A 26,161-nucleotide genomic window follows, 5' to 3' on the forward strand; every position below is an offset into this window, starting at 1 on the left:
GAAACTATGGAAAACAAAAACATAACTGTTGCCGATCAGAATGCAGTAGTTAACTCAAACATTGCTTTGTTTGACTCGCAGTACCTGAACGCTATCAGTGCATTTGCTCAGATGATGTCTCAGGGGGCTGCAACGGTTCCTCGCCATCTGCAGGGTAATGCAGCAGATTGCATGGCAGTAGCTATGCAAGCTGCACAATGGCAGATGAATCCTTTCGCTGTGGCGCAGAAAACGCACCTGATCAATGGCGTTCTGGGTTACGAAGCACAACTGGTTAACGCAGTTATTTCCCGCAGTGGCGTACTGGCAAGCCGTTTTGAATATGAATGGTATGGCCCATGGGAAAAGGTCATCGGCAAGTTCAACATCAGAAAAGGTGAAAAAGGCGAATACCGCGTACCGGGTTGGACAATGGCTGATGAAGAAGGTATCGGCATCATTATCAAAGCGCGCCTGAAAGGTGAGGATCAACCGCGAGAACTCGACCTGCTGCTTGCTCAGGCACGCGTTCGTAATTCCACTCTCTGGGCTGACGATCCGCGCCAGCAACTTGCTTACCTCGCAGTGAAGCGCTGGGCTCGCCTTTTCTGCCCTGACGTCATTCTTGGCGTCTATACGCCAGACGAACTCGATGAGCGGGAAGAGAAGATTATCAACCCCACCCAGAGCACCCAAAGCATCACCATGCAAGATATTAATGCAGATAACCTGCAGACCACCAGTACGCAGGAAGCTGATGTAAATATCGATGATGCTGCAGAGAAATTCCGTGCGCGCATTGATTCGGCTGAGACGCTGGAAGATGCAACTGCTGTGGGAAACGATATCAATACGGCAAAACCTGCATTAGGTACGGCACTGTTCACTGAGTTGAAGAATAAAGCTACCCGCCGTTATCACCTGGTTAAGCATCGCGCCATGCTTGATGAAGCAATCAACGGTCTGCCACAGCCTGGCACACCAGACGCTGCAACGTGCTTTGAAGTGGTAGAGAAAAAACTCTCCGCAGCGAAACGGCATCTTGGTGACGAACTGCACGATAAGTACCGCATAACTCTTGACGACATGAAACCGGAATACATCGGCTAATTGAATAGGGAGGGGTAACGCCTCCCTCACTGGGGGTTCTTATGCGCCTTATCAATCGCAGTAAACAATCACCATTGGGACGCCGGGCATGTGATGCAGCACTGGCAAAGCATGTTGAACGATACGGTGACTATGGTCGCAGTGACAGGAAGGAAACATACACAGTGAACGTGGACGGCGTGAAGATCTGGGTAGAAGTGGTCAACCGCCATAAGAGCTATGTGGCGACCGCTATGACAGGAATGCGGCGCCTGCGAACACTGCCCGGGCAGTATAACTGAATTAAATAATCAATAACGGCCCCGGTCGGGGCCACAGGAGAACATCGATGGAAGAAGAAGTATTCACCAGAGATGAGGCCGCAGCCTTCCTGAAAGTGGATAAAGGCACGATTGCCCAGTGGATTAAGTCCGGTCGTCTGGTCGCCACCCGAAAAAATCCGCATAAGAAAAAAAGCCCATACCTAATCTGTAAAACAGACTGTATTGCGGCTGTGAAGAACCCGATCCACAATCAACCTGTGAATGCGGTTGATGTGCAGGAGGATAAAGCATGTCAATCAAACTACGTGCCGGTACGTGGCACTGCGACTTCGTTACGCCTAGTGGAAGTCGAATTAGACGGTCTCTTGGGACAACGGACAAAAGGCAAGCGCAGGAGCTCTATGACCAGCTGAAAGCCGAAGCCTGGCGAGTTGATAAGATGGGAGAGTTTAAGCCGAGAACGTTCGATGAAGCGTGCGTTCGCTGGCTTAATGAAAAGCAGCACAAGAAAAGTCTGGATGATGACAAAAGCCGGATCGGATTCTGGAGGATGCACTTCAAAGGAATGAACCTGTCAGATATCACTGAAGACAAAATATTGTCAGCAGTGAGTACGATGGTTAACCGTAAGCACAGAATGAACTGGGAGGCCAAACGCGACAGCTTGTTGCGCAAGGGTAAGCCTGTTCCTGAATTTAAGGATAAGCCGGCATCACTGGCAACAAAGGCTACGCACCTAGCATTCATACGTGCCCTGCTACGATGCGCAGCCAACGAATGGCGATGGATCGCCAAAGCACCGAACATCAAATGCCCGGTACCAAAAAACAAACGAATCCGTTGGCTGACAAAAGAGGAAGCGGCAAACCTCATTCGGGAGCTTCCCGAGCATATGAAGCCTGTTGTTATTTTTGCACTGGCGACGGGGTTGCGCAGATCGAACATCACCGATCTGGAGTGGTCGCAAATTGATATGCAAAGGAAGGTCGCATGGATTCATCCGGAAGACGCGAAAGCAGGAAGGGCGATTGGGGTCGCCCTGAATGAATCGGCCTGCAAGGTCCTGCGGGCTCAACTGGGGAAACATAACCGGTGGGTCTTTGTTCACACTGAATCATCTGTTCGCCCGGATGGAACCAGAACAAAGGCAGTACGCAAAATGCGGTCTGATGCTAACACGGCATGGCGTGCAGCGTTAAGGCGGGCTGGGATAGAAAATTTCCGCTTCCATGACCTGAGGCATACCTGGGCAAGCTGGCTTGTACAGTCCGGCGTACCACTCAGTGCACTACAGGAAATGGGCGGGTGGGAGAGTATAGAGATGGTGCAGCGTTATGCACATCTGGCACCAAATCACCTGACGCAACATGCCATGCAAATCGACTCATTCCTGGCGGGGAATGGCACAAATATGGCACAAGGCACTTTTGCTGAACTGGTGAATATCGCGTGAAGCCGCGTGGTTGTTGGTGCCGATAATAGGAGTCGAACCTACGACCTTCGCATTACGAATGCGCTGCTCTACCAACTGAGCTATATCGGCCCTGATGAGGACATGCCCACGAGTGTGAACACGGGGTAGAAGGTTAAAACTAACCGAGTGATGCGTCAATAGCCTTGCGAATCAAGTGGCTGATTTTGCATCACCCGGCGTTAATTAGGCACGAATCGTGTCGTCACCAAAGCCGATCCACTTGTAGGTAGTCAGCGCTTCCAGCCCCATTGGACCACGGGCATGTAATTTTTGCGTGCTGACGGCGACTTCCGCCCCGAGACCGAACTGACCGCCGTCAGTGAAGCGCGTGGAGGCATTCACGTACACCGCAGACGAATCCACTTCATTCACAAAACGGTTCGCGTTGTGCATGGTGCGCGTCAGGATGGCGTCGGAGTGCTGGGTGCCGTGCGCGCGAATATGCGCGATGGCGTCATCCAGGTCAGCGACAATTTTGACGTTCAAATCCAGCGACAGGAACTCGTCGTCAAATTCTTCCGCTTTAACCGCCACCACGTTCGCGGGGCCCGTGCTCAACGGGGCAAACGAGCGCTCATCCGCATGTAGCGTCACACCGCTCTCAGCCATCTGCTGACTCAGCGCGGGCAGGAAACGCGCAGCGATGTCCTGATGTACCAACAGCGTCTCTACCGTGTTACAGGTACTTGGACGTTGCGTTTTCGCATTGACGATAATCTTCAACGCCGGAGCAATCTCTGCGCTATCGTCGACAACGATGTGGCAAACGCCAATCCCGCCGGTAATCACCGGAATGGTCGACTGCTCGCGGCACAATTTATGCAGACCCGCGCCACCACGAGGAATCAGCATGTCGATGTATTTATCCATGCGCAGCATCTCATTCACCAGCGCACGGTCGGGGCTTTCAATTGCCTGAACCGCCGCTTCCGGTAAACCGCAGGAGATTAACGCCTGCTGGATCACGCGTACGGTGGCCGCATTGGTGCGGTATGTCTCTTTACCACCGCGCAGAATTGCCGCATTACCCGTTTTCAGGCACAGGGAGGCGACATCAACAGTGACATTCGGTCTCGCTTCATAAATGACGCCAATCACGCCCAGCGGCACGCGGCGACGCTCCAGACGCAGCCCGCTGTCCAACAGTCCCCCGTCAATCACCTGACCGACCGGATCCGCCAGATTACAGACCTGACGGACATCATCAGCAATTGCTTTCAGCCGCGCAGGCGTTAGCGCCAGGCGATCGAGCATCGCCTCACTCAGACCGTTCGCGCGCGCTTCGGTTACGTCCTGCGCATTCGCGTTCAGGATAGTTTCCGTTTGTGCTTCAAGCTCATCAGCTATTTTTTCCAGTACGCGATTTTTTTCGCGGCTGGAGAGCAGCGCCAGTTTGTACGACGCCGCTTTGGCAGCAATGCCCATTTTTTCCAGCATTTATCTGCTCCTTAACGGGTAATCATGTCATCGCGATGGACGGCGACAGGGCCATATTCATAACCCAGAATCGCGTCGATCTGTTGGGAGTGGTGTCCGGCAATTCGGCGCAGCGCGTCACTGTTGTAACGGCTCACGCCGTGGGCGATGTCGCGCCCTTCCTGGTTACAGATACGGATCACTTCACCACGTGAGAAGTTGCCTGTCACGCTTTTAATGCCTTTTGGCAACAGGGAGCTGCCGCGTTCCAGAATAGCCGCCGTCGCCCCTTCGTCCACGGTGATTTCACCGGCAGGCGGCGCGCCGAAGATCCAGCGCTTGCGGTTCTCCAGTGGAGAAGCCTGCGCGTGGAAGCGGGTCCCGACAGAGATGCCTTCCATCACGTCACCAATCACGCCCGGCTTGCTGCCAGCGGCAATGATAGTGTCGATACCGGCGCGACAGGCGACGTCAGCGGCCTGCAGCTTGGTACCCATGCCGCCCGTTCCCAGCCCCGACACGCTGTCGCCGGCAATAGCGCGCAGCGCATCATCAATCCCGTAGACATCTTTAATCAGCTCAGCCTGCGGATCGGTACGCGGATCGGCGGTGAACAGCCCCTGTTGGTCGGTTAACAGCAGCAGTTTGTCTGCGCCGGCGAGGATCGCCGCCAGCGCGGAGAGATTGTCGTTATCCCCCACTTTAATTTCCGCCGTGGCAACCGCATCGTTCTCATTGATTACCGGAACAATATTGTTATCCAGCAGCGCACGCAGGGTGTCGCGCGCATTCAAAAAGCGCTCCCGGTCTTCCATATCCGCCCGCGTCAGCAGCATCTGCCCGACGTGAATGCCGTAAATCGAAAACAGCTGTTCCCACAGTTGAATCAGTCGGCTCTGCCCAACCGCAGCCAGCAGTTGCTTGGTGGCAATGGTCGCAGGCAGTTCCGGGTATCCCAGGTGTTCACGCCCGGCAGCGATAGCGCCCGACGTGACGATAACAATACGATGTCCTGCGGCATGCAGCTGCGCGCACTGACGAACAAGTTCTACGATGTGGGCACGGTTAAGGCGGCGCGATCCGCCCGTTAGTACACTGGTGCCGAGTTTTACCACCAGCGTCTGGCTGTCACTCATGATTCTCTGCCGTTCAAAATAGGGAAAATGATAGTAAACGAACGTTTTAGCAGGACTGGCCCCGGTTGCCAACAAGCAGCGCACAAAGCATGGAATTTTGTTGTGCTGGATCAGCAAGCGTAGCGGTAGTTTTTGACGTTTGTATTACCGAAACAGAAAAACATCCTTTTTTAAAATTATTCTTACTTTGTCATAAAAACTTCACCCCAGAGCGATAAAAACCCTCCTGTCTTTCAACGGGGATCACACCCAGTAAATATTAGCGCGTACTTTAAATCAGGACTGAAAATGAAAAAGAGCACTCTGGCATTAGTGGTGATGGGTATTGTGGCATCGGCATCCGTGCAGGCAGCGGAAGTGTTTAACAAAGACGGTAATAAACTGGATGTGTATGGCAAAGTCAAAGCGATGCACTATTTCAGCGATAATGATGACAAAGACGGCGACCAGACTTATGTCCGCTTTGGTTTTAAAGGCGAAACGCAGATTAACGATCAACTGACCGGCTACGGTCGCTGGGAAGCGGAATTTGCGGGCAACAAAACCGAGAGCGAAACCGGTCAGAAAACGCGTCTGGCGTTTGCCGGGGTTAAACTGAAAGATATCGGTTCTTTTGATTATGGTCGTAACCTGGGCGCACTGTATGACGTTGCCGCCTGGACCGATATGTTCCCGGAATTTGGTGGTGACGGCCTGGCGCAGACCGATAACTTTATGACCAAACGCGCCAGCGGCCTGGCGACATACCGTAACACCGACTTCTTCGGCATGATCGACGGTCTGAACATGACCCTGCAATATCAGGGTAAAAACGAAAACCGTGACGTGAAGAAACAGAACGGTGACGGGTTCGGGACCTCACTGAGCTATGACTTCGGCGGCAGTGATTTCGCTGTCATTGGCGCCTACGCCAACTCTGACCGTACTAATGAGCAAAACCTGCAAACACGCGGCCATGGCCAGAATGCTGAAGGTTGGGCGACCGGTCTGAAATACGATGGCAACGACATCTATCTGGCAACCATCTATTCTGAAACCCGCAACATGGCGCCTATTTCCGGTGGTTTTGCCAACAAAGCGCAAAACTTCGAAGCCGTTGCCCAGTATCAGTTTGATTTTGGCCTGCGTCCGTCCATCGGTTATGTTCAATCGAAAGGCAAAGATATTGAAGGTATCGGTGATGAAGATATCGTGAAATATATCGACGTCGGCGCGACCTATTATTTCAACAAAAATATGTCGGCGTTTGTTGATTATAAAATCAACCAGATTGATGACAACAACAAACTGGGCGTCAACAGCGATGACATCGTGGCGCTGGGTATGACGTATCAGTTCTGATTCCGTGAAGGTATCGGATGACGATGCTCTGACGTCGTATCCGGTCTGAGGACGGAGAAAACAGAGAGGCCGGATGAATCATCCGGCCTCTTTTTTGGATTACGCCGTTAACTTCACCGGCTCATCACGGAAATTGTCAGCAGGCTCCAGCGACAAATGCAGCGTGTTCAGCAGCCCCCGCAACTTCTCGTGAAACTCGCGCAGGGTATATTCCAGCCGCTCTACCACTTCTTTATCTTTGACAGGAACCGTCGTCCAGTTCCCCGCTTTGTCGAACAGACCAAATTTATAGCTATAGGTGAAACGCTTTTCCTGCGCTTCCAGTTCCATCCACCAGCCCCAGAATTCGCGCAGTTCAGGCGCGGGTTTCACGTTGACGCAAACGGCCAGACAATCGAAAAAGAATCGATTATCTTCGCACTTTCCTTCCCGGATATAGGGGCCAAGCGCGGTGAATTTCTTGATCAATCTGCTCTTCGGGTGTCCACTCGGTAACGTCATTGCGATCTCCTGTTGTGAAGCAACTGTTTTACCAAAACAGTAGAATTTAGCAAATTATTAACACAATCTCTTTTCAATCCAGCGGGTGATTTCTTGTAACGCGTTGTCAAAATTGCGATACACCGGATTGAATGGAATCTCCAGCAGCTTACCGTCAGAAGATGAAGACGTGATTAAGCGCGACTCCTCTTCCGGACTAAAGGGATCGTTCTTCCAGAAGCCCGACAGCATTGGCGTTGGGCAACGTCTGCCGAGCAGTCCCTGCACCTTCAGCGAATAGCGATTGAGCTCCACGCGCAGCGCTTCATCGGACGCATCGTGCATTCCCAGTCGGCTCGCCAGAACGTCAAGATACATTTCCGGTACCGCCCCCTGACGCAATGGATCGCTTAGCAACGCATGGACAACCGGACCAAGACAGGCCACCGCCTTCAGACGCGGTGATTCAAGATAAGCCAGCCGCACCGCCACATTGGCACCAAAACGGAATCCGAACGCCGCCACTCGGGTATGATCCACCCACGGCACATTCGGCAGCGCTTTCAGCACATGCTGATGCAGCAGGCTGGAGTCCTGTGAGAGCTTCCACTTTGAAGAGAAACCGACGGAAGGCATGTCCAGCGTGAGCATGGCAATGCCACGCGGCGCGAAATAGCGTTCATACAGGGTGTAGTAATCGGTTTGCATCGAATCCAGACCGCCGCACATAAGTACCGTCGGGAACGGGCCGTCGCCTTTTGGCATATGCAAGAACCCGGTGATGGGGGAACCACCGGGCACCGTAAACTCCATCTCACGCAGTGAACCAGGCAGTCGCTGCGCGGCTTCCTCATAGGCTCGGTTAGATAATGCCTGTGCCTGTTCCGCCAGATCGTCCCCTTTCAGGTGTGGATAGGCGGCGATGTTGTACAACGTCGAGGCATGCAGCCAGTGGCGACCGCTGCGTTCAGGATCCGTTTCCTGGCAGGCTTTTTGCTGCCAGTCCATTGCCTGCTTTGCCCATTCATAAATCCAGTTACCGCCACGATAACCGATCACCGTATCGTAAAGCTCGGCATCGGTGCGCTCGGCGTCGCTCATCACGATACGCGCCTGGACATCAAGAATTTCTCGCGGATCCACCCCGCGCCAGATCCACATCAGGCGGTTAATCATGCGATACCAGTGGGGAACGTTCTTGCCATCCAGCGCCGATTGCACAGGCGGCTGCGTCCCGGCATTAAAACGGCGGACAAGGGTCGACGTTTCGGGATGTTTAAAACGGGGTTTGAACAGGATTTCGCTAAGATTAGCCTGTGACATGCGTACAGCCTCCTGAAGTACTGACTGAGGCACATTGTAACCCGACACCGGCTAAATAGAACAACGCCCGGCAGTGCCAGGCGTTGAAAAAGTCAGAGATTAGCGGCCAGAAATCGGCGGAATAAAGGTCACGCCCATATCCCACGGCTGCTCAATCCAGGTATCCTGCGGGATATCAATCACATAATCATCGACTAACGGACGACCCGCCGGTTTCGCGAAGATGGTGACAAAGTGCGCTTTTGGATACATTTCACGGATAGCCACGGCGGTACCACCGGTATCCACCAGATCGTCGATGACGATAAAACCTTCACCGTCGCCTTCTGCGCGCTTGAGAATTTTCAGCTCACGCTGGTTGTCGTGATCGTAGCTGGAAATGCATACGGTATCGACATGACGAATGCCCAGTTCACGTGCCAGCAATGCGCCCGGCACCAGACCGCCACGGCTAACGGCAATAATGCCTTTCCACTGTTCTGAAGGCATCAGGCGGTTTGCCAGTTTGCGTGCATGAATCTGCAGCATGTCCCAGGTGACGACGTATTTTTCGCTCATGTGAAGTGTCCCAGCCTGTTTATCTACGGCTTAAAAAGTGTTCAAGGGGGAAATGGGTTGCGCGAGATTATAGAGATCTGAGCCACCAAAAACCAGTGTTTCGCGGAATCGGGCCCTCTTTTTACGTGCTTTATACTCGCAGCGAGCGCAGAAAGTGGTATTCTCAAGCGCATCTCGCAAGCCTGACTTGTGGTAATAATTAACCTGCTAACCCTGTGACCTGCAAGCTTGTTTGCAGAGCATCTATACCTTAAATAATTCGCGTTGCAGGCAAGCCAACACACATGCAACCTGAAATATGACGGGTATACAAGGAGAATGATCGTGTCTGAATTATCTCAACTCTCCCCGCAACCGCTGTGGGATATTTTTGCAAAAATCTGTTCTATTCCTCACCCGTCCTATCATGAAGAGCAACTCGCTGAACACATCATCGGCTGGGCAAACGAGAAAGGTTTCCACGTTGAGCGCGACCAGGTGGGCAATATCCTGATTCGTAAACCGGCCAGCGCGGGAATGGAAAACCGTAAACCGGTGGTCCTGCAAGCGCACCTGGATATGGTGCCGCAGAAAAACAACGACACCGTACACGATTTCACTAAAGATCCGATTCAACCTTATATTGATGGCGAATGGGTGAAAGCGCGTGGCACCACGCTGGGTGCCGATAACGGCATCGGGATGGCTTCCGCACTGGCCGTTCTGGCTGACGACAGCGTCGTTCACGGCCCGCTGGAAGTGCTGCTGACCATGACGGAAGAAGCGGGTATGGACGGTGCATTTGGTCTGCAGGCTAACTGGCTGCAGGCGGATATCCTGATCAACACCGACTCTGAAGAAGAAGGTGAAATCTACATGGGTTGCGCGGGGGGGATCGACTTCACCTCTAACCTGCCGCTAACCCGCGAAGCCGTTCCGGCAGGTTTCCAGACCTTTAAGCTGACCCTAAAAGGGCTGAAAGGCGGCCACTCCGGTGGCGAAATCCACGTCGGTCTCGGCAACGCAAACAAACTGTTGGTTCGTTTCCTGGCCGGTCATGCTGAAGAGCTGGATCTGCGTCTGGTTGATTTCAACGGCGGTACGCTACGTAACGCGATTCCGCGTGAAGCCTTTGCGACCGTCGCCGTCGCGGCGGACAACGTTGATGCGCTGAAAGCGCAGGTCAACGCTTATCAGGACATCCTGAAAAACGAACTGGCCGAAAAAGAGAAAAACCTGGTGGTTCTGCTGGAAAGCACGGCGAACGATAGAGCGGCACTGACGGCGCAGTCTCGTGACGGCTTTATCCGTTTGTTGAACGCGACGCCAAACGGCGTGATCCGCAATTCCGACGTCGCAAAAGGCGTGGTTGAAACCTCACTGAACGTGGGTGTCGTCACCATGACCGATGACAACGTCGAAATCCATTGCCTGATCCGTTCGCTGATTGACACCGGTAAAGACTATGTCGTTAGCATGCTGGACTCACTGGGCAAACTGGCGGGCGCGAAAACCGAAGCCAAAGGGAGCTACCCTGGCTGGCAGCCGGATGCGAACTCGCCGGTGATGCATCTGGTACGCGAAACCTATCAGCGTCTGTTCAACAAGACGCCGAACATCCAGATTATCCACGCAGGTCTGGAGTGCGGTCTGTTTAAAAAACCGTACCCGGATATGGATATGGTCTCTATCGGGCCAACCATCACCGGTCCGCACTCACCGGATGAGCAGGTGCATATCGAAAGTGTCAGTCATTACTGGACGCTTCTGACCGAACTGCTGAAAGCGATTCCGACAAAGTAAGTCACGATCGTTATGCTTTAAAAATGCCGGATGGCGGCGCATTGCGCCTTATCCGGCCTACGAACTGTCAGCAGATTTGTAGGCCGGATAAGTGAAACGCCATCCGGCAGTTTTCATACCCGTTATTCATCGCGGTTATAACCCCAGTAATAACTGTCGTTCCAGTTGCGGGTCAAGCAGAGTAACATGAAGTCCCACCAGACGAACGCCCCGCCCTCCCCGGCGTTCTTCCCAGGTTTTACGCGCGGTAGAAATCAGATCTTCTTTATTCAGTCGCGGCCAGACGTGTTCCTGGGTGGTTTGCTGAAAGTCATTAAACTTTAGCTTCACCCCCTGACGGGCGATGAGCAGATCGGGTTTCACTTTCGCCAGTCTTCGCTCAAGTTCCGGATATAACCGTTCAATAATCGCTTCACAGTCAGACCATTCATGAATGTCTTCCGCCATTGTGCGTTCAACGCCGACCGATTTGCGTAAGCGTTCATTATTGACGTCCCGTTCGTCGATTCCCTGACTGCGCTCCCACAGTACCCGCCCAAACTTACCGAAGCGCTTGAGTAATGTCGCCAGGTCGAACTGTTGCACATCACCGCAGGTGCGTAGCCCCATGCTTTCCAGCTTTGCCGCAGACACTTTACCGACGCCGGGAATTTTACCCAGCGGCAACGTGCTGAGGAACGCCGGGACATCATCCGGCGTAATGACATATTGCCCGTTGGGTTTATTCAGATCGGAGGCGATCTTGGCCAGAAACTTCACCGGTGCCACGCCCGCCGATGCGGTAAGTTGCAGTTCGTTGAAGATAGTCTGGCGGATCTCCTGGGCGATGAGCGTTGCTGAACCATGACAGTGCGTGCTGTTTGTGACATCCAGGTATGCTTCATCCAGAGACAGCGGTTCAATTAACGAGGTGTAGCGTGAAAAGATGTCCTGAATCTGGCGGGAGGCTTCTTTATAGGCTTCGTAGCGGCCGGGTAACAGCGTGAGGTGTGGGCACAACTTCAACGCCATTCCAGTCGGCATCGCGCTGCGCACGCCAAATTTACGGGCGGGATAGTTGGCGGTACTGATGACGCCTCTGCGCTCGCGGCTGCCGCCAATCGCAATAGGAATATCGCGCAGCGCCGGGTTGTCACGCATCTCAACCGCTGCGAAAAAACAGTCCATATCAATATGTATGATTTTACGCATCACTCACCTCCACAACACTGTTTAAGTATACAGTGTTTTTCTGCAATGGGAAGTCGATGAGAACGCACTAAAGTAAAACGCGGCGAGTTGCAACAAAAGAAATATCTGAGATCGTTTTAGTATAAATTGTAAACGCACCACGAGGGGCTTGCGAAAAAATGTCGTGGTGTTAATGTGAGCGCTCCAAATCCAGATTAGTCCGATTTGGGGATCTTATTATTTGCCGTTCTGGCGTGTGCAATCGTTTTATCAAGGAACAAGCAGTATGCGTAAAATCGCATTATTTATTGCGATGCTTTTGATCCCGTGCGTGTCATTCGCCGGCTTGCTGAGTAGCAATAGCTCCACGACGCCGATCAGCAAAGAGTATAAGCAGCAATTGATGGGATCGCCGGTCTATATACAGATCTTCAAGGAAGAGCGCGCGCTCGATCTCTACGTCAAGATGGGCGAACAGTATCAACTTCTCGATAGCTACAAGATTTGTAATTACTCCGGCGGCTTAGGTCCAAAACAGCGCCAGGGGGATTTTAAAAGTCCGGAAGGTTTTTATAACGTCCAGCGTAGCCAGCTCAAACCCGATAGCCGCTTTTATAAAGCCATTAATATTGGCTTCCCGAACGCCTATGACCGTGCTCACGGTTATGAAGGCAAATACCTGATGATTCACGGTGCCTGTGTCTCCGTTGGCTGCTATGCCATGACCGACAGCGGCATTGATGAGATTTTCCAGTTTGTCACTGGCGCGCTGGTCTTTGGTCAGTCGAGTGTTCAGGTCAGTATTTATCCTTTCCGCATGACCGACGCCAACATGCAGCGCCACAAGTATTCCTATTACAAAGAGTTCTGGTCGCAGTTAAAGCCGGGATACGATTACTTTGAGCAAACTCGCAAGCCACCGACCGTTTCTGTTGTCGATGGCCGCTATGTCGTCAGCAAGCCGTTGAGTCACGAAGTGGTTCAGCCGCAACTGGCGTCAAACTACGCGCTCCCCGAGACAAAATAACGCCCACTCGCCTGGCATAATTTTTTGCCAGGTTTCGTTTCCTGTCAGCGGTTGCGTCGCAATCACGGTGACCACATCGTTGGGTGTGGTCTCTGAGCTGAAGTCAATTTCCACATCCTGATCCAGTAGCGTCGCCACACCAAACGGCGCGCGGCGGGTGATCCAGAAAAGATTGGTTGAGCAGAATGCCATCACATAGCGGCCATCTGACAACAACATGTTAAAGACCCCTTTCTCACGCAGTACCCCCGCCAGCGTCGCGATATACCTGAATACCGCCGTCATATTGCCCGGCGTGCGAGGGTAGCGCTGAGTCAGTTTGTGCAGCAGCCAGCAGAAGGCCTTTTCGCTGTCGGTTTCACCGACGGGGCGAAAATTGCCGGTTTCCAGCGATTTATAGCCTGAGAGTTGCCCGTTGTGCGCATAGGTCCAGTTACGGCCCCACAGCTCACGCGTGAAGGGATGCGTGTTCTCCAGCGCCACTTCACCCCGGTTCGCCTGGCGAATATGGGCAACCACGGAGCAGGATTTGATCGGGTAGTCCTGTACCAGCCTGGCGATGGGAGAATTAAAGCTGGGTTGCGGATCTTTGAACGTCCGACAGCCTTTGCCTTCATAGAAGGTGATGCCCCAGCCGTCTTTGTGCGGCCCGGTTCCTCCCCCCCGCTGAACCAGCCCGGTGAAACTAAAGCAGATATCGGTAGGCACATTGGCGCTCATCCCGAGCAGTTCGCACATACATCACCTCCACGAAACGCCACAATGAAGCGGAAGGCGTAATTGTTACAGCCAATCAGGACTCAAAATGGCAGATAAAATAATATGCTATACCCTAAATAATTCGCGTTGCAGGAAGGCGGCAAGGGAAGAAATCCCCAGGAGCATAGATAACTATGTGACTGGGGTTTCTGAGTACAGCCAACGCACCTGCAGCTTGAAGTATGACGGGTATAGTTATTTAACCATCTCTTTTTCGATCAGCTGGATCAGGATATGAATCACTTTAATATGAATTTCCTGAATACGGTCAGCATAGCCGAAATGCGGAACGCGGATTTCGATATCGGCGGTACCGGCCATTTTGCCGCCGTCTTTACCGGTCAGGGTGATTACTTTCATCCCCTTCTCGCGCGCCGCAGCGATGGCTTTGATCACGTTACCCGAATTGCCGGACGTCGAGATGCCTAACAGCACATCGCCTTCGCGCCCTACCGCTTCCACATAACGGGAAAAGACGTAGTCGTAACCGAAATCATTGCTGACGCAGGAGAGATGGCTAACGTCGGAAATCGCAATGGCCGGATAGCCCGGACGGTTTTCGCGATAGCGCCCCGTCAGCTCTTCTGCAAAGTGCATGGCGTCACAATGAGAGCCGCCGTTACCGCAGGACAGTACCTTACCACCTGCTTTAAAACTGTCTGCCAGCAGGACCGCCGCGCGCTGAATGGCGTGAATATTGGCGTCATCTTTTAAAAAATTAGCCAGCGTTTCCGCCGCTTCGTTCAGTTCGTTACGAATAAGATCCTGGTACATGAGGATATCCTTCAGCATGAATGTAAATGACAGGATGCAGTGTACCGGATAGCTCTGGCAGCGAGAAGCATAAGCCACATCAATGGCGACGGCTTTTGATTTTTCGTGCCGCGGAAAACAGCAACAATGTGAGCTTTGTTGTAATTATTTTGTAAACACATTGATAAAAGATTTTACATCCACTACAACCATAACATCACAAGTGGTCAGACCTCCTACAAGCAAGGGAGCTTTTCGTTATGATGATTTTGAGTATTCTCGCTACGATCGTTCTGCTCGGCGCGCTGTTCTATCACCGCGTGAGCTTATTTCTCAGCAGCCTGATTTTGCTCGTCTGGACGGCGGCGCTTGGTGTTGCCGGACTGTGGTCAGTCTGGCTGCTGATTCCGCTGGCCATTATCCTCGTGCCGTTCAACTTTACGCCAATGCGTAAGTCGATTTTCTCCGCGCCGGTGTTCCGCGGCTTCCGTAAGGTCATGCCGCCAATGTCGCGTACGGAGAAAGAAGCGATTGATGCCGGTACCACCTGGTGGGAAGGCGATCTGTTCCAGGGCAAACCGGACTGGAAAAAACTGCACAACTACCCGCAACCGCGTCTGACCGCCGAAGAGCAGGCGTTCATCGACGGCCCGGTAGAAGAAGCGTGTCGCATGGCGAATGACTTCCAGATAACCCATGAGCTGGCCGATCTGCCGCCGGAGCTGTGGGCATTTCTGAAAGAGCATCGCTTCTTCGCGATGATCATTAAGAAAGAGTACGGCGGGCTGGAATTCTCGGCTTACGCACAGTCTCGCGTACTGCAAAAATTGTCCGGCGTCTCCGGGATCCTGGCGATCACCGTGGGCGTGCCAAACTCTTTAGGTCCTGGCGAACTGTTGCAGCATTACGGTACGCAAGAGCAAAAAGACCATTACCTGCCCCGCCTGGCGCGTGGTCAGGAAATCCCTTGCTTTGCACTGACCAGCCCGGAAGCGGGTTCCGATGCAGGCGCCATTCCGGATACCGGCATCGTCTGCATGGGTGAGTGGCAAGGACAGCAGGTGCTGGGGATGCGCCTGACCTGGAACAAGCGTTATATCACCCTTGCGCCTATCGCTACCGTTCTGGGGCTGGCGTTTAAACTTTCCGACCCGGATAAACTGTTAGGCGGCGATGAAGAATTGGGGATCACCTGTGCGTTGATCCCGACCTCAACGCCGGGTGTGGAAATTGGTCGTCGTCACTTCCCGCTGAACGTCCCGTTCCAGAACGGTCCAACGCTCGGTAAAGACGTGTTTGTGCCGATCGATTACATCATCGGCGGCCCGAAAATGGCCGGTCAGGGCTGGCGTATGCTGGTGGAATGTTTGTCGGTAGGTCGCGGCATTACGCTGCCGTCAAACTCTACCGGCGGGGTGAAATCCGTCGCGATGGCGACCGGTGCCTACGCCCATATTCGTCGTCAATTCAAAATCTCCATCGGTAAGATGGAAGGTATCGAAGAACCGCTGGCACGCATTGCCGGTAACGCCTACGTGATGGATGCTGCCGCGTCCCTCATCACCTACGGCATTATGCTGGGTGAGAAGCCAGCAGTGTTGTCGGCTATCGTGAAGTATCATTGTACCCATCGTGGTCAGCAGTCGATTATCGACGCAATGGATATTACCGGCGGCAAGGGCATTATGCTCGGCGAAGGTAACTTCCTCGCGCGGGCCTACCAGGGCGCACCGATTGCTATCACCGTGGAAGGCGCCAACATCCTGACCCGTAGTATGATGATCTTCGGCCAGGGGGCGATTCGCTGTCATCCGTATGTGCTGGAAGAAATGGCGGCGGCGCAGAACAACGATGTGAATGCGTTCGACAAACTGCTGTTCAAACATATCGGTCACGTCGGTAGTAACAAGATACGCAGCTTCTGGCTGGGTCTGACGCGCGGCTTAACCAGTCAAACGCCCACCCGCGATGCGACAAAACGGTATTATCAGCACCTTAACCGTCTGAGCGCTAACCTCGCGCTGCTCTCCGACGTTTCGATGGCGGTATTGGGCGGCAGTCTGAAACGCCGTGAGCGCATCTCCGCCCGTCTGGGCGATGTGTTGAGTCAGCTGTATCTGGCCTCTGCGGTACTGAAGCGTTATGACGATGAAGGCCGCCATGAAGCCGATCTGCCGCTGGTTCACTGGGGCGTTCAGGATGCACTCTATAAGGCGGAACAGGCGATCGACGATCTACTGCAAAACTTCCCGAACCGTCTGGTCGCCGGGCTGCTGAAGGTCGTGATCTTCCCAACCGGTCGTCACTATCTGGCCCCGTCGGACAAGCTGGATCACAAAGTCGCGAAGATTTTGCAGGTTCCGAGCGCCACCCGTGACCGCATTGGTCGTGGTCAATACCTGACGCCGAGCGAGCATAACCCGGTGGGATTACTGGAAGAGGCGCTGCTGGACGTGATGGCCGCCGACCCTATCCACCAGCGTATTTGCAAAGAAATTGGCAAAAACCTGCCGTTCACCCGTCTGGATGAGCTGGCGCAAAACGCCCTGGCAAAAGGCTTAATCGACAAAGAGGAAGCGGCCATTCTGGTTAAGGCGGAAGAAAGCCGTCTGCGCAGCATCAACGTGGATGATTTTGCCCCAGAGGAGCTGGCGACGAAGCCGGTAAAGCTGCCAGAGAAAGTGCGTAAAGTCGAAGCCGCATAACGCTTACGCATGACCTTTTAGCCTCGCTTCGGCGGGGCTTTTTATCGCCCACGTTTCCTGAAAGCACGTGCTACAGTGTCAGAGTGCTGTTCAACAAGGAGAGCCCTACCGTGCCTGGTTTGAAAATTACGCTGCTGCAACAACCGCTGGTCTGGATGGATGGTCCGGCCAATTTGCGCCACTTTGACCGTCAACTGGAAGCCGTGACCGGACGCGACCTGATTGTTTTACCGGAGATGTTCACCACCGGCTTTGCGATGGAAGCCGCCGGGCAGTCGCTCGCGCAGGAAACGCTTATCGCCTGGCTGCGCGATAAAGCGCAACAGACCGATGCGCTGGTGGCCGGGAGTGCTGCCATCTCCAGTGAGCAGAGGGCGGTAAACCGCTTTTTCCTGGTTGAGCCGCGAGGGACAGTTCATTTTTATGACAAGCGTCATCTGTTTCGCATGGCGGACGAACATCATCATTACCAGTCGGGTAACCGTCGCACGATCGTGGAATGGCGCGGATGGCGCATTCTCCCACTGGTGTGTTATGACCTGCGTTTCCCGGTGTGGTCACGCAATCTGAATGATTACGATCTGGCGCTGTATGTCGCCAACTGGCCGGCTCCCCGTTCTCTGCACTGGCAAACACTACTGGCGGCGCGCGCTATCGAAAATCAGGCATATGTTGCCGGGTGCAACCGCGTCGGTACGGACGGTAACGGCCATCATTATCGTGGAGACAGTCGGGTCATTAATCCCCAGGGGGAAGTGATCGCCACGGCGGAAGCCCACCAGGCCACGCGCATTGATGCGGAACTGTCGTTGAGTGCGTTGAAAGAGTATCGGGAAACCTTCCCGGCCTGGCAGGATGCCGACCCGTTTACCCTGCGCTGATCCCCTCCCCCTATGGGAACCAGACAAAAATGTCTACCGCTGTGGGGACGGTTCAGCATCAGGTTCCCTGATAAACAGGCTGACAAAGATGATCACCACGCCAACCCACTGCAGCCAGGCGATTTTCTCCCCCAGAATCAGCATAGCGACAATGACGGCCATCGGGAGTTCGCACGCGCAAAGAATCGAACTGATGCCACTGCCAATACGCGGAATGCCAATCGCAAAGAAAACGATCGGGATGGCGTAACCGAGTACGGCTATTAATCCGCCATACAGCATTGCAGCGCCGAATGTCTCTCCTGACAGCGTTAATTCGAGGTTTGGTAATATCAAAACCAGCGTCGAGGCTAAACACCCCACCATGATATAGAACGTGCGCTGTGACCAGTGCGCATCAGAGACGACATGCGCATTGAAAAAGAGGAAAAATGAATAACAAATCGCGCAAAGCAGGCCAAATGCCACGCCGCTCCAGGTGAGGTAAAAATGGTCAAAATCACTGAGTACCCCTGCCGCCAGCACTGTTGCTGATAATATCAGCGCAATCATCAGCCAGCGACGCCCGCCAGGCCACTGTTTGCGGTACACCGCGTCCAGAAGCACGCCTATCCAGACGAACTGGAACTGCAGCACAACGGCGACCGATGCGGGTAAACATTCCACCGTTTTAGTAAACGTCCAGGCCGTCAGCCCCATGGTTAATCCCACGAGGAAAAGTTGAATGCGTTTCGTCTTGTCGATTGAATATTGCCGAAACGAAACCAGGATGATGGCAAAAATCACAAAACTGATGCTGACCGACGCGAGCATTAAATGACTCAGGGTCACCCCCGCTGATAATCCAAGTTTTATCATTGTGGGCAACATACCTGTCGTCATTGCCCCCAATGCCACCATCACACTGTATTTGGCTTTAGTTGACATGAGTTCACTCGTTAAGGGTATTAACAGTTGTATTATTCTGTCGAACAGAGTTGTCGTAGAGTAAAATGTTCATCTACCCGTTTCCATTATTCGCACAATGTATCCGCACAATGCGCGAATTTTCTGAATTATCGTTGCCTGGCGCAGGCATAAGGTAATATATGGCACTTACTCTTCAGGAACCAGACCTGTGATATTCGTATTCATTACCTGTAATGTAATGAAGTAACATAAAAGCTACTCAAATAAACCCTGCGTTATCTTTCGGAATACTACCAGATTTTGTTATCATCCTTTTACCAGGATTAAACATATTATCAACAGCATTATTTCAGGATGTCTTCCGCTTTTTAAAAACGCGGTTAGGACTATTAGAAGGTGAGCGTTAATTCCTCCTAAAATAACTTACGTGCAGCACTTCACAAAATTACATATCCTTAGTCTGAACAACCTGATGAGATGATATATGTAATGGTAAAACGCATGTAATGGCAGAATTCATCACCAGAAGGAAACCAGTTATGTTTAATGGGATCACCTTAAGAAAATTAGAGATTTTTCTTTCTTACATGCAAAACCGGAATGTGACGAAGACGGCTGAAACACTCAATATCAGTAAAGTCAGCGTTCACCGTACGCTTCATGCACTGGAAGAAGACCTGCGCTGTGCCCTTTTTATCCACCAGGGCCGATCGCTGTTTCCGCTCGACAGTGCGAATGTGCTTGAGGAGCAATCCACCCTTCTGCTGGAACAGTTTCAACGCTGTGTTCGTCTTACGCAGGCCGCCTCGAAGGAAAAAGCCAGTAAGTTAAAAATTGGTATGCTGTATTCTTTGTCTCTCGAAACCATCCCTCATTTAATCATGGGGCTAAAACAACGAAGACCCAATCTTGATGTCGAACTCTTAATGGCGTCGAACCAGAAGTTATTAGGCTTACTCAATACCCAAATGGTTGATGCTATTTTAATTTCCGTTCCGGAACACTACGATACGGCAAGATTTGAAACCTTACCGATTTTTGATGATGATATTTTTCTTGCCACGCCGGTTGATGTTCCTGCGCCACCCCAGGTTCCTGTTGATTTAACCCTGTACAGCAATCAAAAATTTATCAGCCTTACCGAAGGTTTTGCCACCTACAATGGTTTTCAGGAGGCGTTTAAAATTGCTGGCTTCAAACCTGACGTTATTGTTCAGGTACAGGATGTCTTCTCGCTGATGAGCCTTATCAGCTCCAACATGGGTTGCGGTCTGTTGCCGGGGAGAATGAGAAGTTTATTCTCTGATAAAGTCAGACTTTTACCCCTGGAAACGCGTTTTCAGATGAAGCAGCATATCGCATTAGTTTTCCCCCGTAATAGTGAATACAACCTGCTACCCTTAATTGCGGAATGTCGGATGTACGCCCGCAGTTATAATAAAAAACAGAGTCAGACTCCCGCCTCTTAAAAAATAACGGCACTATAATTGGGATGTGATAATTCCCGGATAGCGCCGCCCGCCGTTTTTTTTCACTCATTACCTTTTACGTAACGATAGAACCCGGTGTGTAATTGACTGTGTTTACCACAGATTTATACTGATTTTCAAATACAGTACCTTTTCCAATTATTCTAATTCTTAACGTATTCATCGCATCGTAAACGGCAAATGACCGATTGTGGTGTTCGCCTGGTATTGGAAAAAATCAGAATAAACATTCTTAAAGGAAGAGAATAATGCAGGCACTCGCGAACGTAACTCAGATAACCTTCTCTCCATCATTGCCTGATGACAGAACAGTTAACTATTTTCAGTCTCAGCCAGCGATGGTGGGTGAAGTGCTGCTGCAAGCCATCTTGCTTGAAGTCTGCAGTTTCCCAAAACCAGGACTGGTCACCCCGGTATCAACCGGCTCGCACAGCGATATGAATCTGCAAACTTTCCTGCTCAGTTCTTCCGCGATTGCCCCCTGTTTCACGCTGTGCGCCGAGGCCGGGTTCACGCATCGCAAACCTTTGTCACGGCTGTTAAAAAAGATTAGACCGATTGGCATTGATTATGAAAACCGCCTGCTTGAAGTGACCCGGGGAATCAACACGCAGCGCGGGATCCTGTTTTCTGGTTCGGTTCTGGCCTGTGCTGCAGGTTATTTATCTGGCCTGAATCAACCCATTAACAGCATTTCACTGGCCCATTGCATCCGCCAACTCTGCCAGGGGTTATGCGAATCTGATTTTGCCGTTTTAAAGACCCGTCCAGCACAGACGGCCGGTGAAATATTGTTTACGAAATACGGCGTCACCGGGATCCGAGGCGAAGCTGAACAGGGCTTCCCCACAATCGCTCAAATAGGCTATCCGGCGTTAATCGCGGCATTCAACAAGAGGCTGCCTTTACGTCATGCATTAGTCGATTGCCTCCTGATGCTGATGACACAGTGTGAAGACACGAACGTATTGTGGCGGACAGGGCCGCAACAACTGGCTGAACTGAAACTCCGCGCATCAGAAATTGTTCATCGCGGCGGGATAAGTGCTCCGGGAGGTGAGGCGCGTATTCACCAGCTTAACGAATGGTGCTGTCAGCACAGAATTAGCCCAGGCGGTTCAGCGGATCTCTTAGCCCTGAGCATCGCAATGTATCTGCTATGCCATTCACATTTTCCCAACGACGTTACCCAGGAGAGAATATGAGCATCTATCAATATGCGTTTATTTGTTATTGCATCACTATCGCCATTTCATTTGCCGTTATGGGGATCGTCGTTGGATTAAACAAAGCCATGAATAAATTAAATATTCGTGATGACGACTAATAATAAAATAAGGAATTAATCATGGAGATATTATTACGCCTCTTCTCGGGTATCGGGACTTTTTTTACTGAAGATCCGCTGATCGCCCTGGTCCGTTTCCTGCTCATTGTGTGCGGCTTCGCCCTCGCTTACCTCGGCTTTAAACGGAAACTGGATCCGTTAATCATGGTACCTATGGGCCTGGGAATGATCGCCATTAACGCCGGCGTATTGTTTCTGAATAATGGCACCATCGGCACCATCATGCTGGATCCCATGGTGAGTGAAACCAACGAGTTAATGTCGTTGATGCAGGTGAACTTCCTGCAACCGATTTACGCCCTGACGTTCAGTAATGGTCTGATCGGCTGTTTAATCTATCTTGGCATCGGCACCATGAGTGATGTCAGTTTTCTGCTTGCCAGACCCTGGGCCAGCATTATCGTCGCGCTGTTTGCCGAACTCGGTACGTTTGTCATGTTGGTTATCGGCTATCAGTTCTTTGGTCTGCCGCTTAATGAAGCCGCCGCTATTGCCACAATCGGCGGTGCAGATGGTCCGTTAGTGATGTTCTCGGCACTGATTATGTCGCCGAATCTGTTTGTTCCGATTGCGATTATCGCCTATTTGTACCTGACGCTGGCTTACGCAGGTTTCCCTTATCTGGTACGTCTGATGGTGCCGAAAAAATTCCGCGGCGTTGACACGGAAATGGAATACCCGCAGGTGTCCAAAAAGGCGAAATTCATTTTCATCATCTCCATGTGTACCCTGCTTTGTTTGTTGCTGCCTGCGGCCGCGCCATTATTGCTGTCATTCTTCGTCGGGATGGCCATTAAAGAGGCGGATATTCTCCCTTATCACAAGCTGCTGGAAAGTACGATCACCTACAGCGCCACCTTCTTCCTGAGTCTTCTGCTGGGAACATTGTGCAGCGCGCAGACCCTGATGGATCCGAAGGTTGGTATTATTCTGGTGTTGGGCATCGGCGCACTGGTTATTTCGGGTATTGGCGCATTAGCCGGCGGCTGGTTTATTTATTTCCTGTCACGGCGGAAAAATTACAGCTATAACCCGGTGGTCGGTATTTCTGGCGTCTCTTGTATGCCGACCTGTGCCAAAATTGCGCAGTATGAAGTCACAGCGGAAAACCCCTATAGCGTTATTTTACCGGTTGCCATCGGCACAACGATCAGCGGAATTATTGTCTCCGCCGTCGCCGCCGGGATATTTATGACCACATTCTCAGTGGTCACTATTTTACCGTAACGTTTTTATCAATATCCAACACCTGATTCACCAATGAGACTATTTATAAACTGGAGATATTGGTATGTCTGAAGTAAAAAAATGGAACAAATTACAGGAAGACACCCGGCAGCGTATGGCGCAGATACAGTCGCTATTCAGACAAGGGAAAGAAATTGATGCGGCGGACACCGTTACATTGCTGGAAGGCGTTATCCGTGCAGGCGACAGAATTAACATTGAGGGGAACAACCAGAAACAGGCCGATTTTCTGGCCGAATGCTTGTGCAAGGTTGATAAAGAAAAAATAAATCATCTGCATATGGTGCAATCAGCCGTTCCTCTGGCCGCACATCTGGAACTCTTTGAACGGGGGATCGCCGAAAAACTCGACTTTGCTTACGCGGGACCGCAATCAGAGCACCTCGCCACCGCCATCCGGGAAGGCAAGATCAAGCTCGGCGCTATTCATACGTATCTGGAGCTGTTTGCCCGCTACTTTATTGATTTGTACCCACGCGTCTCGCTGGTCACGGCGTATGAAGCTGACCGCGAAGGCAACCTGTACACCGGTTTTAATACCGAAGATACCCCCGCCATCGTTGAAGCGACGAAATTCCGCCAGGGCATCGTCATTGCTCAGGCGAATAAGATCGTCGATAAAGTCCCGCGCGTAGATATTCCCGGCGACTGGGTCGATGTGGTGATTGAGTCGCCGCGTCCTTTTTATATCGAGCCGCTGTTTACCCGCGATCCGGCATTAATTACCGACACGCATGTCCTGATGGCAATGATGGCGCTGAAGGGGATCTATGCCGAATATGGCGTCAAACGCATCAACCACGGCATTGGTTTTTTCACCGCCGCCATTGAGCTTTTACTCCCCACCTATGGCGAGGAGTTGGGTCTGAAGGGAAAAGTCTGTACCCATATGGTGCTGAACCCGCACCCGACGCTGATCCCGGCGATAGAAAGCGGCTGGCTTGAGGCGATCCATTGCTTCGGCGGCGAACTGGGCATGGAAAATTACGTGAGCCAGCGCCCGGACATTTTCACCATCGGCCCCGATGGCTCGCTGCGTTCTAACCGGGCCTTTGCCCAGACGGCCGGACACTACGCCCTCGACATGTTCATCGGCGGCACGCTGCAAATCGACAAATACGGCAACAGTAGCACCGCGACGGCTGACAGGGTCGCCGGCTTTGGCGGCGCGCCCAACATGGGATGCGACGCCAAAGGACGCCGTCACACCACAGAGGCCTGGCTGAAGTGCGGTGAGGAATTCTCTGCTACTCAACAGGAGTTGCTGGGTGATATGCCGCGTGGCAAGCGCCTGGTCGTGCAGATCCAGGAAACCTTCCGTGAAAAAAGAGCGCCGGCGTTTGTCGATCGCCTCGATGCCTGGCAACTGGCAGAAAATGCCAACCTGCCGTTACCGCCGGTGATGGTTTACGCCGATGATGTCACGCATATCCTCAGCGAAGAAGGCATTGCCTATCTGCATCGCTGTGTCGGTCAGGAGCAGCGGATGGCGGCCATTCGCGCCGTTGCTGGTTACACAGAACTCGGTCTGCAGGCAGATCCGGCCGAAACGGCACGGTTGCGCGAACGTGGTCTGGTTAAAACGCCGGAAGATCTGGGTATCGACCGTCGACGCGCGAACCGTTCGCTGCTGGCAGCCAAAAATATCAAGGAATTGATGGACTGGTCAGGTGGCTTGTACAACCCACCATCACGGTTCCGTAACTGGTAATTCAGGAGAAGAAGAAATGGCGTTAAACCAACTGAATATGTGGTGTAGTGCGGCGACTCCGCGCCCGTTATCCCGGCCAATGGTGCATTTTGGCGTCGTGGGTTCTGGCGATCTGGAGGTATTGATTGAGAGCCAGAACCTGAATGGCAAAGCGAACATCTGCATCAACACCCCCATCACCGGATTCGATGATATCTGGCGCCGGGTCATGACACGTTTTATCGACGAGAGCCAACTGGGCGATGTGCTCATCAGCATTAATGACAATAACGCACCGCCCGCCGTCGTTGCCCTACGTTTACAGCAGGCGCTGGCTGAACTGGAGCCCGCGAATGAATCCTCTGGCGCCAAAAGCTTTCTCGAGGCTAACGCTCGCACCCGGGCTTACGGTTTAGTCGATGAGGGGACCTTTACCGAGTTAGCCGGTCCGGCGGACAGATGTACCAGTCCGCATCTTCCGGTGCTGGGCGAAGCTGTCGAATTTGATGATGGGATCGTAACCGGAATTGGACTGCTGGGTCGTCGTCCGACCCTCATTATCTCCCAGGAAGGCCGCTTTATCGGTGGTTCGATTGGCGAAGTGGGCGGTGCCAAAATGGCCGGCGCGTTGAAGCTGGCGCTTGAGCTGTACCAGCGGTTAAGCCACAACGATGCGCCACCGCAGGCTGAAAAATGTCCCCTGGTGCTGATCTCTTTTGAAACCGGCGGCGTGCGGTTGCATGAGGCGAACGCGGGTTTGCTGGCCCACGCCGAGGTGATGGACTTGCTTCAGGATCTTCGCCACAAAATCCCGGTCGTGGCACTGGTGGGCAGTAAGCTGGGATGTTTCGGCGGCATGGGCTTCGTTGCCGCCGCCACCGACGTCATCGTCATGAGCCAGTTCAGTCGCATTGGGCTAACCGGCCCGGAAGTCATTGAGCAAGAAATGGGGCGCGACGAATTTGACGCCTCGGATCGCGCCCTGGTGTTCCGCACTACCGGGGGGAAACATAAATACATCATGGGCGACTGTAATTTCCTTGTTGAAGACAGCATTGACGCTTTCCGCGCCCAGGTGCAGAAGATTGCCGGAATGACCATGGCGGAGATCGAAGCATTAAGGCGGATCGGCAGCCCTGAACTGGTTTCCAGGCAGATGGCCACGGTCGCGGCGGTCAGTGAACTCCAGCCAACGGATTCAGTCGATGTCTGGCGGGCGGCTGGCAATGAACCCCCGCAGGCACTGGTGGATATGTCGCTGGACGCGTTTTTAGCCACGACCCGACGCTTCACCCCTTCTACATCCGATCGCTAAGGAG

At 52.6% G+C, this 26,161-nt stretch carries 24 protein-coding genes and 1 tRNA gene; 15 read left to right on the plus strand and 10 right to left on the minus strand.

Translation table 11 applies throughout. From position 1 onward, the window contains the following. Positions 1–6: 6 nt before the first annotated feature. Genes OGY35_RS04070 through OGY35_RS04085 form a run of 4 tightly spaced genes read left to right on the plus strand, consistent with a single transcriptional unit; the run spans position 7 to position 2,805 of the window. Positions 7–1,089 carry a RecT family recombinase gene (locus OGY35_RS04070; RefSeq protein WP_286631485.1) on the plus strand — a complete coding sequence of 361 codons (1,083 nt, stop codon included), beginning with the start codon at positions 7–9 and terminating at the stop codon, positions 1,087–1,089. 41 nt (positions 1,090–1,130) lie between these two features. Beyond that, entirely contained in the window at positions 1,131–1,370 is a 240-nt protein-coding gene (locus OGY35_RS04075; RefSeq protein WP_152951859.1) for a DUF4060 family protein, read from the plus strand. Between the two features lie 47 nt (positions 1,371–1,417). Next, on the plus strand, positions 1,418–1,765 hold the full coding sequence (locus tag OGY35_RS04080; RefSeq protein ID WP_251032506.1) for a helix-turn-helix domain-containing protein: 348 nt from the start codon (positions 1,418–1,420) through the stop codon (positions 1,763–1,765). Next, positions 1,648–2,805 carry a site-specific integrase gene (locus tag OGY35_RS04085; protein WP_251032508.1) on the plus strand — a complete coding sequence of 386 codons (1,158 nt, stop codon included), beginning with the start codon at positions 1,648–1,650 and terminating at the stop codon, positions 2,803–2,805. Before OGY35_RS04080 ends, OGY35_RS04085 begins: the two co-directional genes overlap by 118 nt. Before the next feature lie 14 nt (positions 2,806–2,819). Here OGY35_RS04085 and OGY35_RS04090 read toward each other — a convergent pair. From OGY35_RS04090 to proB, 3 genes are all read right to left on the minus strand, one after another. Next, positions 2,820–2,895 (minus strand) — tRNA-Thr (locus OGY35_RS04090). A 114-nt stretch (positions 2,896–3,009) separates the two neighbouring features. Next, positions 3,010–4,263 (minus strand): glutamate-5-semialdehyde dehydrogenase, encoded by a 1,254-nt coding sequence (gene proA / locus OGY35_RS04095; RefSeq protein ID WP_286631486.1) that lies wholly within the window; start codon positions 4,261–4,263, stop codon positions 3,010–3,012. Positions 4,264–4,274: 11 nt separating this feature from the next. After that, a complete protein-coding gene (gene proB, locus OGY35_RS04100; RefSeq protein WP_152405771.1) occupies positions 4,275–5,378 on the minus strand; it encodes a glutamate 5-kinase in 1,104 nt (367 codons plus the stop codon). Between the two features lie 288 nt (positions 5,379–5,666). On the opposite strand from proB, the gene phoE reads away from it, so the two are divergent. After that, positions 5,667–6,719, plus strand: a complete 1,053-nt coding sequence (phoE, locus tag OGY35_RS04105; RefSeq protein ID WP_178824749.1) for a phosphoporin PhoE — start codon at positions 5,667–5,669, stop codon at positions 6,717–6,719. Positions 6,720–6,818: 99 nt separating this feature from the next. Here the strand turns inward: phoE and crl are convergent, their stop codons facing one another. From crl to gpt, 3 genes are all read right to left on the minus strand, one after another. After that, the gene (gene crl, locus OGY35_RS04110; RefSeq protein ID WP_178824747.1) at positions 6,819–7,220 is read right to left on the minus strand and encodes a sigma factor-binding protein Crl; all 402 of its coding nucleotides are present in this window, start codon (positions 7,218–7,220) and stop codon (positions 6,819–6,821) included. Between the two features lie 57 nt (positions 7,221–7,277). Then, positions 7,278–8,522 carry an esterase FrsA gene (frsA, locus tag OGY35_RS04115; RefSeq protein ID WP_152405774.1) on the minus strand — a complete coding sequence of 415 codons (1,245 nt, stop codon included), beginning with the start codon at positions 8,520–8,522 and terminating at the stop codon, positions 7,278–7,280. 99 nt (positions 8,523–8,621) lie between these two features. Beyond that, positions 8,622–9,080, minus strand: a complete 459-nt coding sequence (gpt, locus tag OGY35_RS04120; protein ID WP_042324801.1) for a xanthine phosphoribosyltransferase — start codon at positions 9,078–9,080, stop codon at positions 8,622–8,624. A gap of 324 nt (positions 9,081–9,404) precedes the next feature. On the opposite strand from gpt, the gene pepD reads away from it, so the two are divergent. Continuing rightward, entirely contained in the window at positions 9,405–10,862 is a 1,458-nt protein-coding gene (pepD, locus tag OGY35_RS04125; protein WP_286631487.1) for a cytosol nonspecific dipeptidase, read from the plus strand. Positions 10,863–10,997: 135 nt separating this feature from the next. Here pepD and dinB read toward each other — a convergent pair whose 3' ends face one another. Then, positions 10,998–12,053, minus strand: coding sequence for a DNA polymerase IV (dinB, locus tag OGY35_RS04130; RefSeq protein WP_152405779.1), 1,056 nt, complete (start codon positions 12,051–12,053; stop codon positions 10,998–11,000). Between the two features lie 265 nt (positions 12,054–12,318). Between dinB and dpaA the strand changes: the two genes are divergently transcribed. Further along, positions 12,319–13,059, plus strand: coding sequence for a peptidoglycan meso-diaminopimelic acid protein amidase (gene dpaA, locus OGY35_RS04135; RefSeq protein ID WP_042324816.1), 741 nt, complete (start codon positions 12,319–12,321; stop codon positions 13,057–13,059). Here dpaA and OGY35_RS04140 read toward each other — a convergent pair. Both OGY35_RS04140 and lpcA read right to left on the minus strand, forming a co-directional pair. Beyond that, positions 13,030–13,797 carry a class II glutamine amidotransferase gene (locus OGY35_RS04140; RefSeq protein WP_178827971.1) on the minus strand — a complete coding sequence of 256 codons (768 nt, stop codon included), beginning with the start codon at positions 13,795–13,797 and terminating at the stop codon, positions 13,030–13,032. The two genes, dpaA and OGY35_RS04140, sit on opposite strands and share 30 nt — an antisense overlap. 216 nt (positions 13,798–14,013) lie before the next feature. Beyond that, positions 14,014–14,592, minus strand: a complete 579-nt coding sequence (gene lpcA, locus OGY35_RS04145; RefSeq protein WP_046475922.1) for a D-sedoheptulose 7-phosphate isomerase — start codon at positions 14,590–14,592, stop codon at positions 14,014–14,016. Between the two features lie 239 nt (positions 14,593–14,831). Between lpcA and fadE the strand changes: the two genes are divergently transcribed. Next, positions 14,832–17,276 carry an acyl-CoA dehydrogenase FadE gene (gene fadE, locus OGY35_RS04150; RefSeq protein WP_286631488.1) on the plus strand — a complete coding sequence of 815 codons (2,445 nt, stop codon included), beginning with the start codon at positions 14,832–14,834 and terminating at the stop codon, positions 17,274–17,276. A 110-nt stretch (positions 17,277–17,386) separates the two neighbouring features. Then, positions 17,387–18,157: an amidohydrolase gene (locus tag OGY35_RS04155; protein ID WP_286631489.1), complete on the plus strand. Its 771-nt coding sequence runs from the start codon at positions 17,387–17,389 to the stop codon at positions 18,155–18,157. A 33-nt stretch (positions 18,158–18,190) separates the two neighbouring features. Here the strand turns inward: OGY35_RS04155 and OGY35_RS04160 are convergent, their stop codons facing one another. After that, positions 18,191–19,084 carry an EamA family transporter gene (locus OGY35_RS04160; protein ID WP_286631490.1) on the minus strand — a complete coding sequence of 298 codons (894 nt, stop codon included), beginning with the start codon at positions 19,082–19,084 and terminating at the stop codon, positions 18,191–18,193. 521 nt (positions 19,085–19,605) lie between these two features. On the opposite strand from OGY35_RS04160, the gene OGY35_RS04165 reads away from it, so the two are divergent. From OGY35_RS04165 to OGY35_RS04190, 6 genes are all read left to right on the plus strand, one after another. Next, the gene (locus OGY35_RS04165) at positions 19,606–20,535 is read left to right on the plus strand and encodes a LysR family transcriptional regulator (RefSeq protein ID WP_235922400.1); all 930 of its coding nucleotides are present in this window, start codon (positions 19,606–19,608) and stop codon (positions 20,533–20,535) included. A gap of 371 nt (positions 20,536–20,906) precedes the next feature. Further along, positions 20,907–21,761: a triphosphoribosyl-dephospho-CoA synthase gene (locus OGY35_RS04170; protein WP_286631491.1), complete on the plus strand. Its 855-nt coding sequence runs from the start codon at positions 20,907–20,909 to the stop codon at positions 21,759–21,761. Beyond that, positions 21,758–21,883 (plus strand): hypothetical protein, encoded by a 126-nt coding sequence (locus OGY35_RS04175; protein WP_258441289.1) that lies wholly within the window; start codon positions 21,758–21,760, stop codon positions 21,881–21,883. Before OGY35_RS04170 ends, OGY35_RS04175 begins: the two co-directional genes overlap by 4 nt. A gap of 21 nt (positions 21,884–21,904) precedes the next feature. Beyond that, positions 21,905–23,131, plus strand: a complete 1,227-nt coding sequence (madB, locus tag OGY35_RS04180) for a Na+-transporting malonate decarboxylase, carboxybiotin decarboxylase subunit (RefSeq protein WP_178827994.1) — start codon at positions 21,905–21,907, stop codon at positions 23,129–23,131. 64 nt (positions 23,132–23,195) lie between these two features. Beyond that, positions 23,196–24,863 (plus strand): malonate decarboxylase subunit alpha, encoded by a 1,668-nt coding sequence (mdcA, locus tag OGY35_RS04185; RefSeq protein WP_152405786.1) that lies wholly within the window; start codon positions 23,196–23,198, stop codon positions 24,861–24,863. A gap of 16 nt (positions 24,864–24,879) precedes the next feature. Next, positions 24,880–26,157, plus strand: coding sequence for a biotin-independent malonate decarboxylase subunit beta (locus OGY35_RS04190; protein WP_286631492.1), 1,278 nt, complete (start codon positions 24,880–24,882; stop codon positions 26,155–26,157). Positions 26,158–26,161: the final 4 nt, after the last annotated feature.

This window comes from Citrobacter sp. Ct235, from assembly GCF_030332305.1.
Taxonomy (GTDB): domain Bacteria; phylum Pseudomonadota; class Gammaproteobacteria; order Enterobacterales; family Enterobacteriaceae; genus Citrobacter_A; species Citrobacter_A telavivensis.

Coding starts and splice junctions, on each gene's coding strand:
- OGY35_RS04070 (WP_286631485.1), top strand. CDS start 7: ATGGAAAACAAAAACATAACTGTTGCCGATCAGAATGCAGTAGTTAAC.
- OGY35_RS04075 (WP_152951859.1), top strand. CDS start 1,131: ATGCGCCTTATCAATCGCAGTAAACAATCACCATTGGGACGCCGGGCA.
- OGY35_RS04080 (WP_251032506.1), top strand. CDS start 1,418: ATGGAAGAAGAAGTATTCACCAGAGATGAGGCCGCAGCCTTCCTGAAA.
- proA (WP_286631486.1), bottom strand. CDS start 4,263: ATGCTGGAAAAAATGGGCATTGCTGCCAAAGCGGCGTCGTACAAACTG.
- proB (WP_152405771.1), bottom strand. CDS start 5,378: ATGAGTGACAGCCAGACGCTGGTGGTAAAACTCGGCACCAGTGTACTA.
- phoE (WP_178824749.1), top strand. CDS start 5,667: ATGAAAAAGAGCACTCTGGCATTAGTGGTGATGGGTATTGTGGCATCG.
- crl (WP_178824747.1), bottom strand. CDS start 7,220: ATGACGTTACCGAGTGGACACCCGAAGAGCAGATTGATCAAGAAATTC.
- frsA (WP_152405774.1), bottom strand. CDS start 8,522: ATGTCACAGGCTAATCTTAGCGAAATCCTGTTCAAACCCCGTTTTAAA.
- gpt (WP_042324801.1), bottom strand. CDS start 9,080: ATGAGCGAAAAATACGTCGTCACCTGGGACATGCTGCAGATTCATGCA.
- dinB (WP_152405779.1), bottom strand. CDS start 12,053: ATGCGTAAAATCATACATATTGATATGGACTGTTTTTTCGCAGCGGTT.
- dpaA (WP_042324816.1), top strand. CDS start 12,319: ATGCGTAAAATCGCATTATTTATTGCGATGCTTTTGATCCCGTGCGTG.
- OGY35_RS04140 (WP_178827971.1), bottom strand. CDS start 13,797: ATGTGCGAACTGCTCGGGATGAGCGCCAATGTGCCTACCGATATCTGC.
- lpcA (WP_046475922.1), bottom strand. CDS start 14,592: ATGTACCAGGATCTTATTCGTAACGAACTGAACGAAGCGGCGGAAACG.
- fadE (WP_286631488.1), top strand. CDS start 14,832: ATGATGATTTTGAGTATTCTCGCTACGATCGTTCTGCTCGGCGCGCTG.
- OGY35_RS04160 (WP_286631490.1), bottom strand. CDS start 19,084: ATGTCAACTAAAGCCAAATACAGTGTGATGGTGGCATTGGGGGCAATG.
- OGY35_RS04165 (WP_235922400.1), top strand. CDS start 19,606: ATGTTTAATGGGATCACCTTAAGAAAATTAGAGATTTTTCTTTCTTAC.
- OGY35_RS04175 (WP_258441289.1), top strand. CDS start 21,758: ATGAGCATCTATCAATATGCGTTTATTTGTTATTGCATCACTATCGCC.
- madB (WP_178827994.1), top strand. CDS start 21,905: ATGGAGATATTATTACGCCTCTTCTCGGGTATCGGGACTTTTTTTACT.
- mdcA (WP_152405786.1), top strand. CDS start 23,196: ATGTCTGAAGTAAAAAAATGGAACAAATTACAGGAAGACACCCGGCAG.
- OGY35_RS04190 (WP_286631492.1), top strand. CDS start 24,880: ATGGCGTTAAACCAACTGAATATGTGGTGTAGTGCGGCGACTCCGCGC.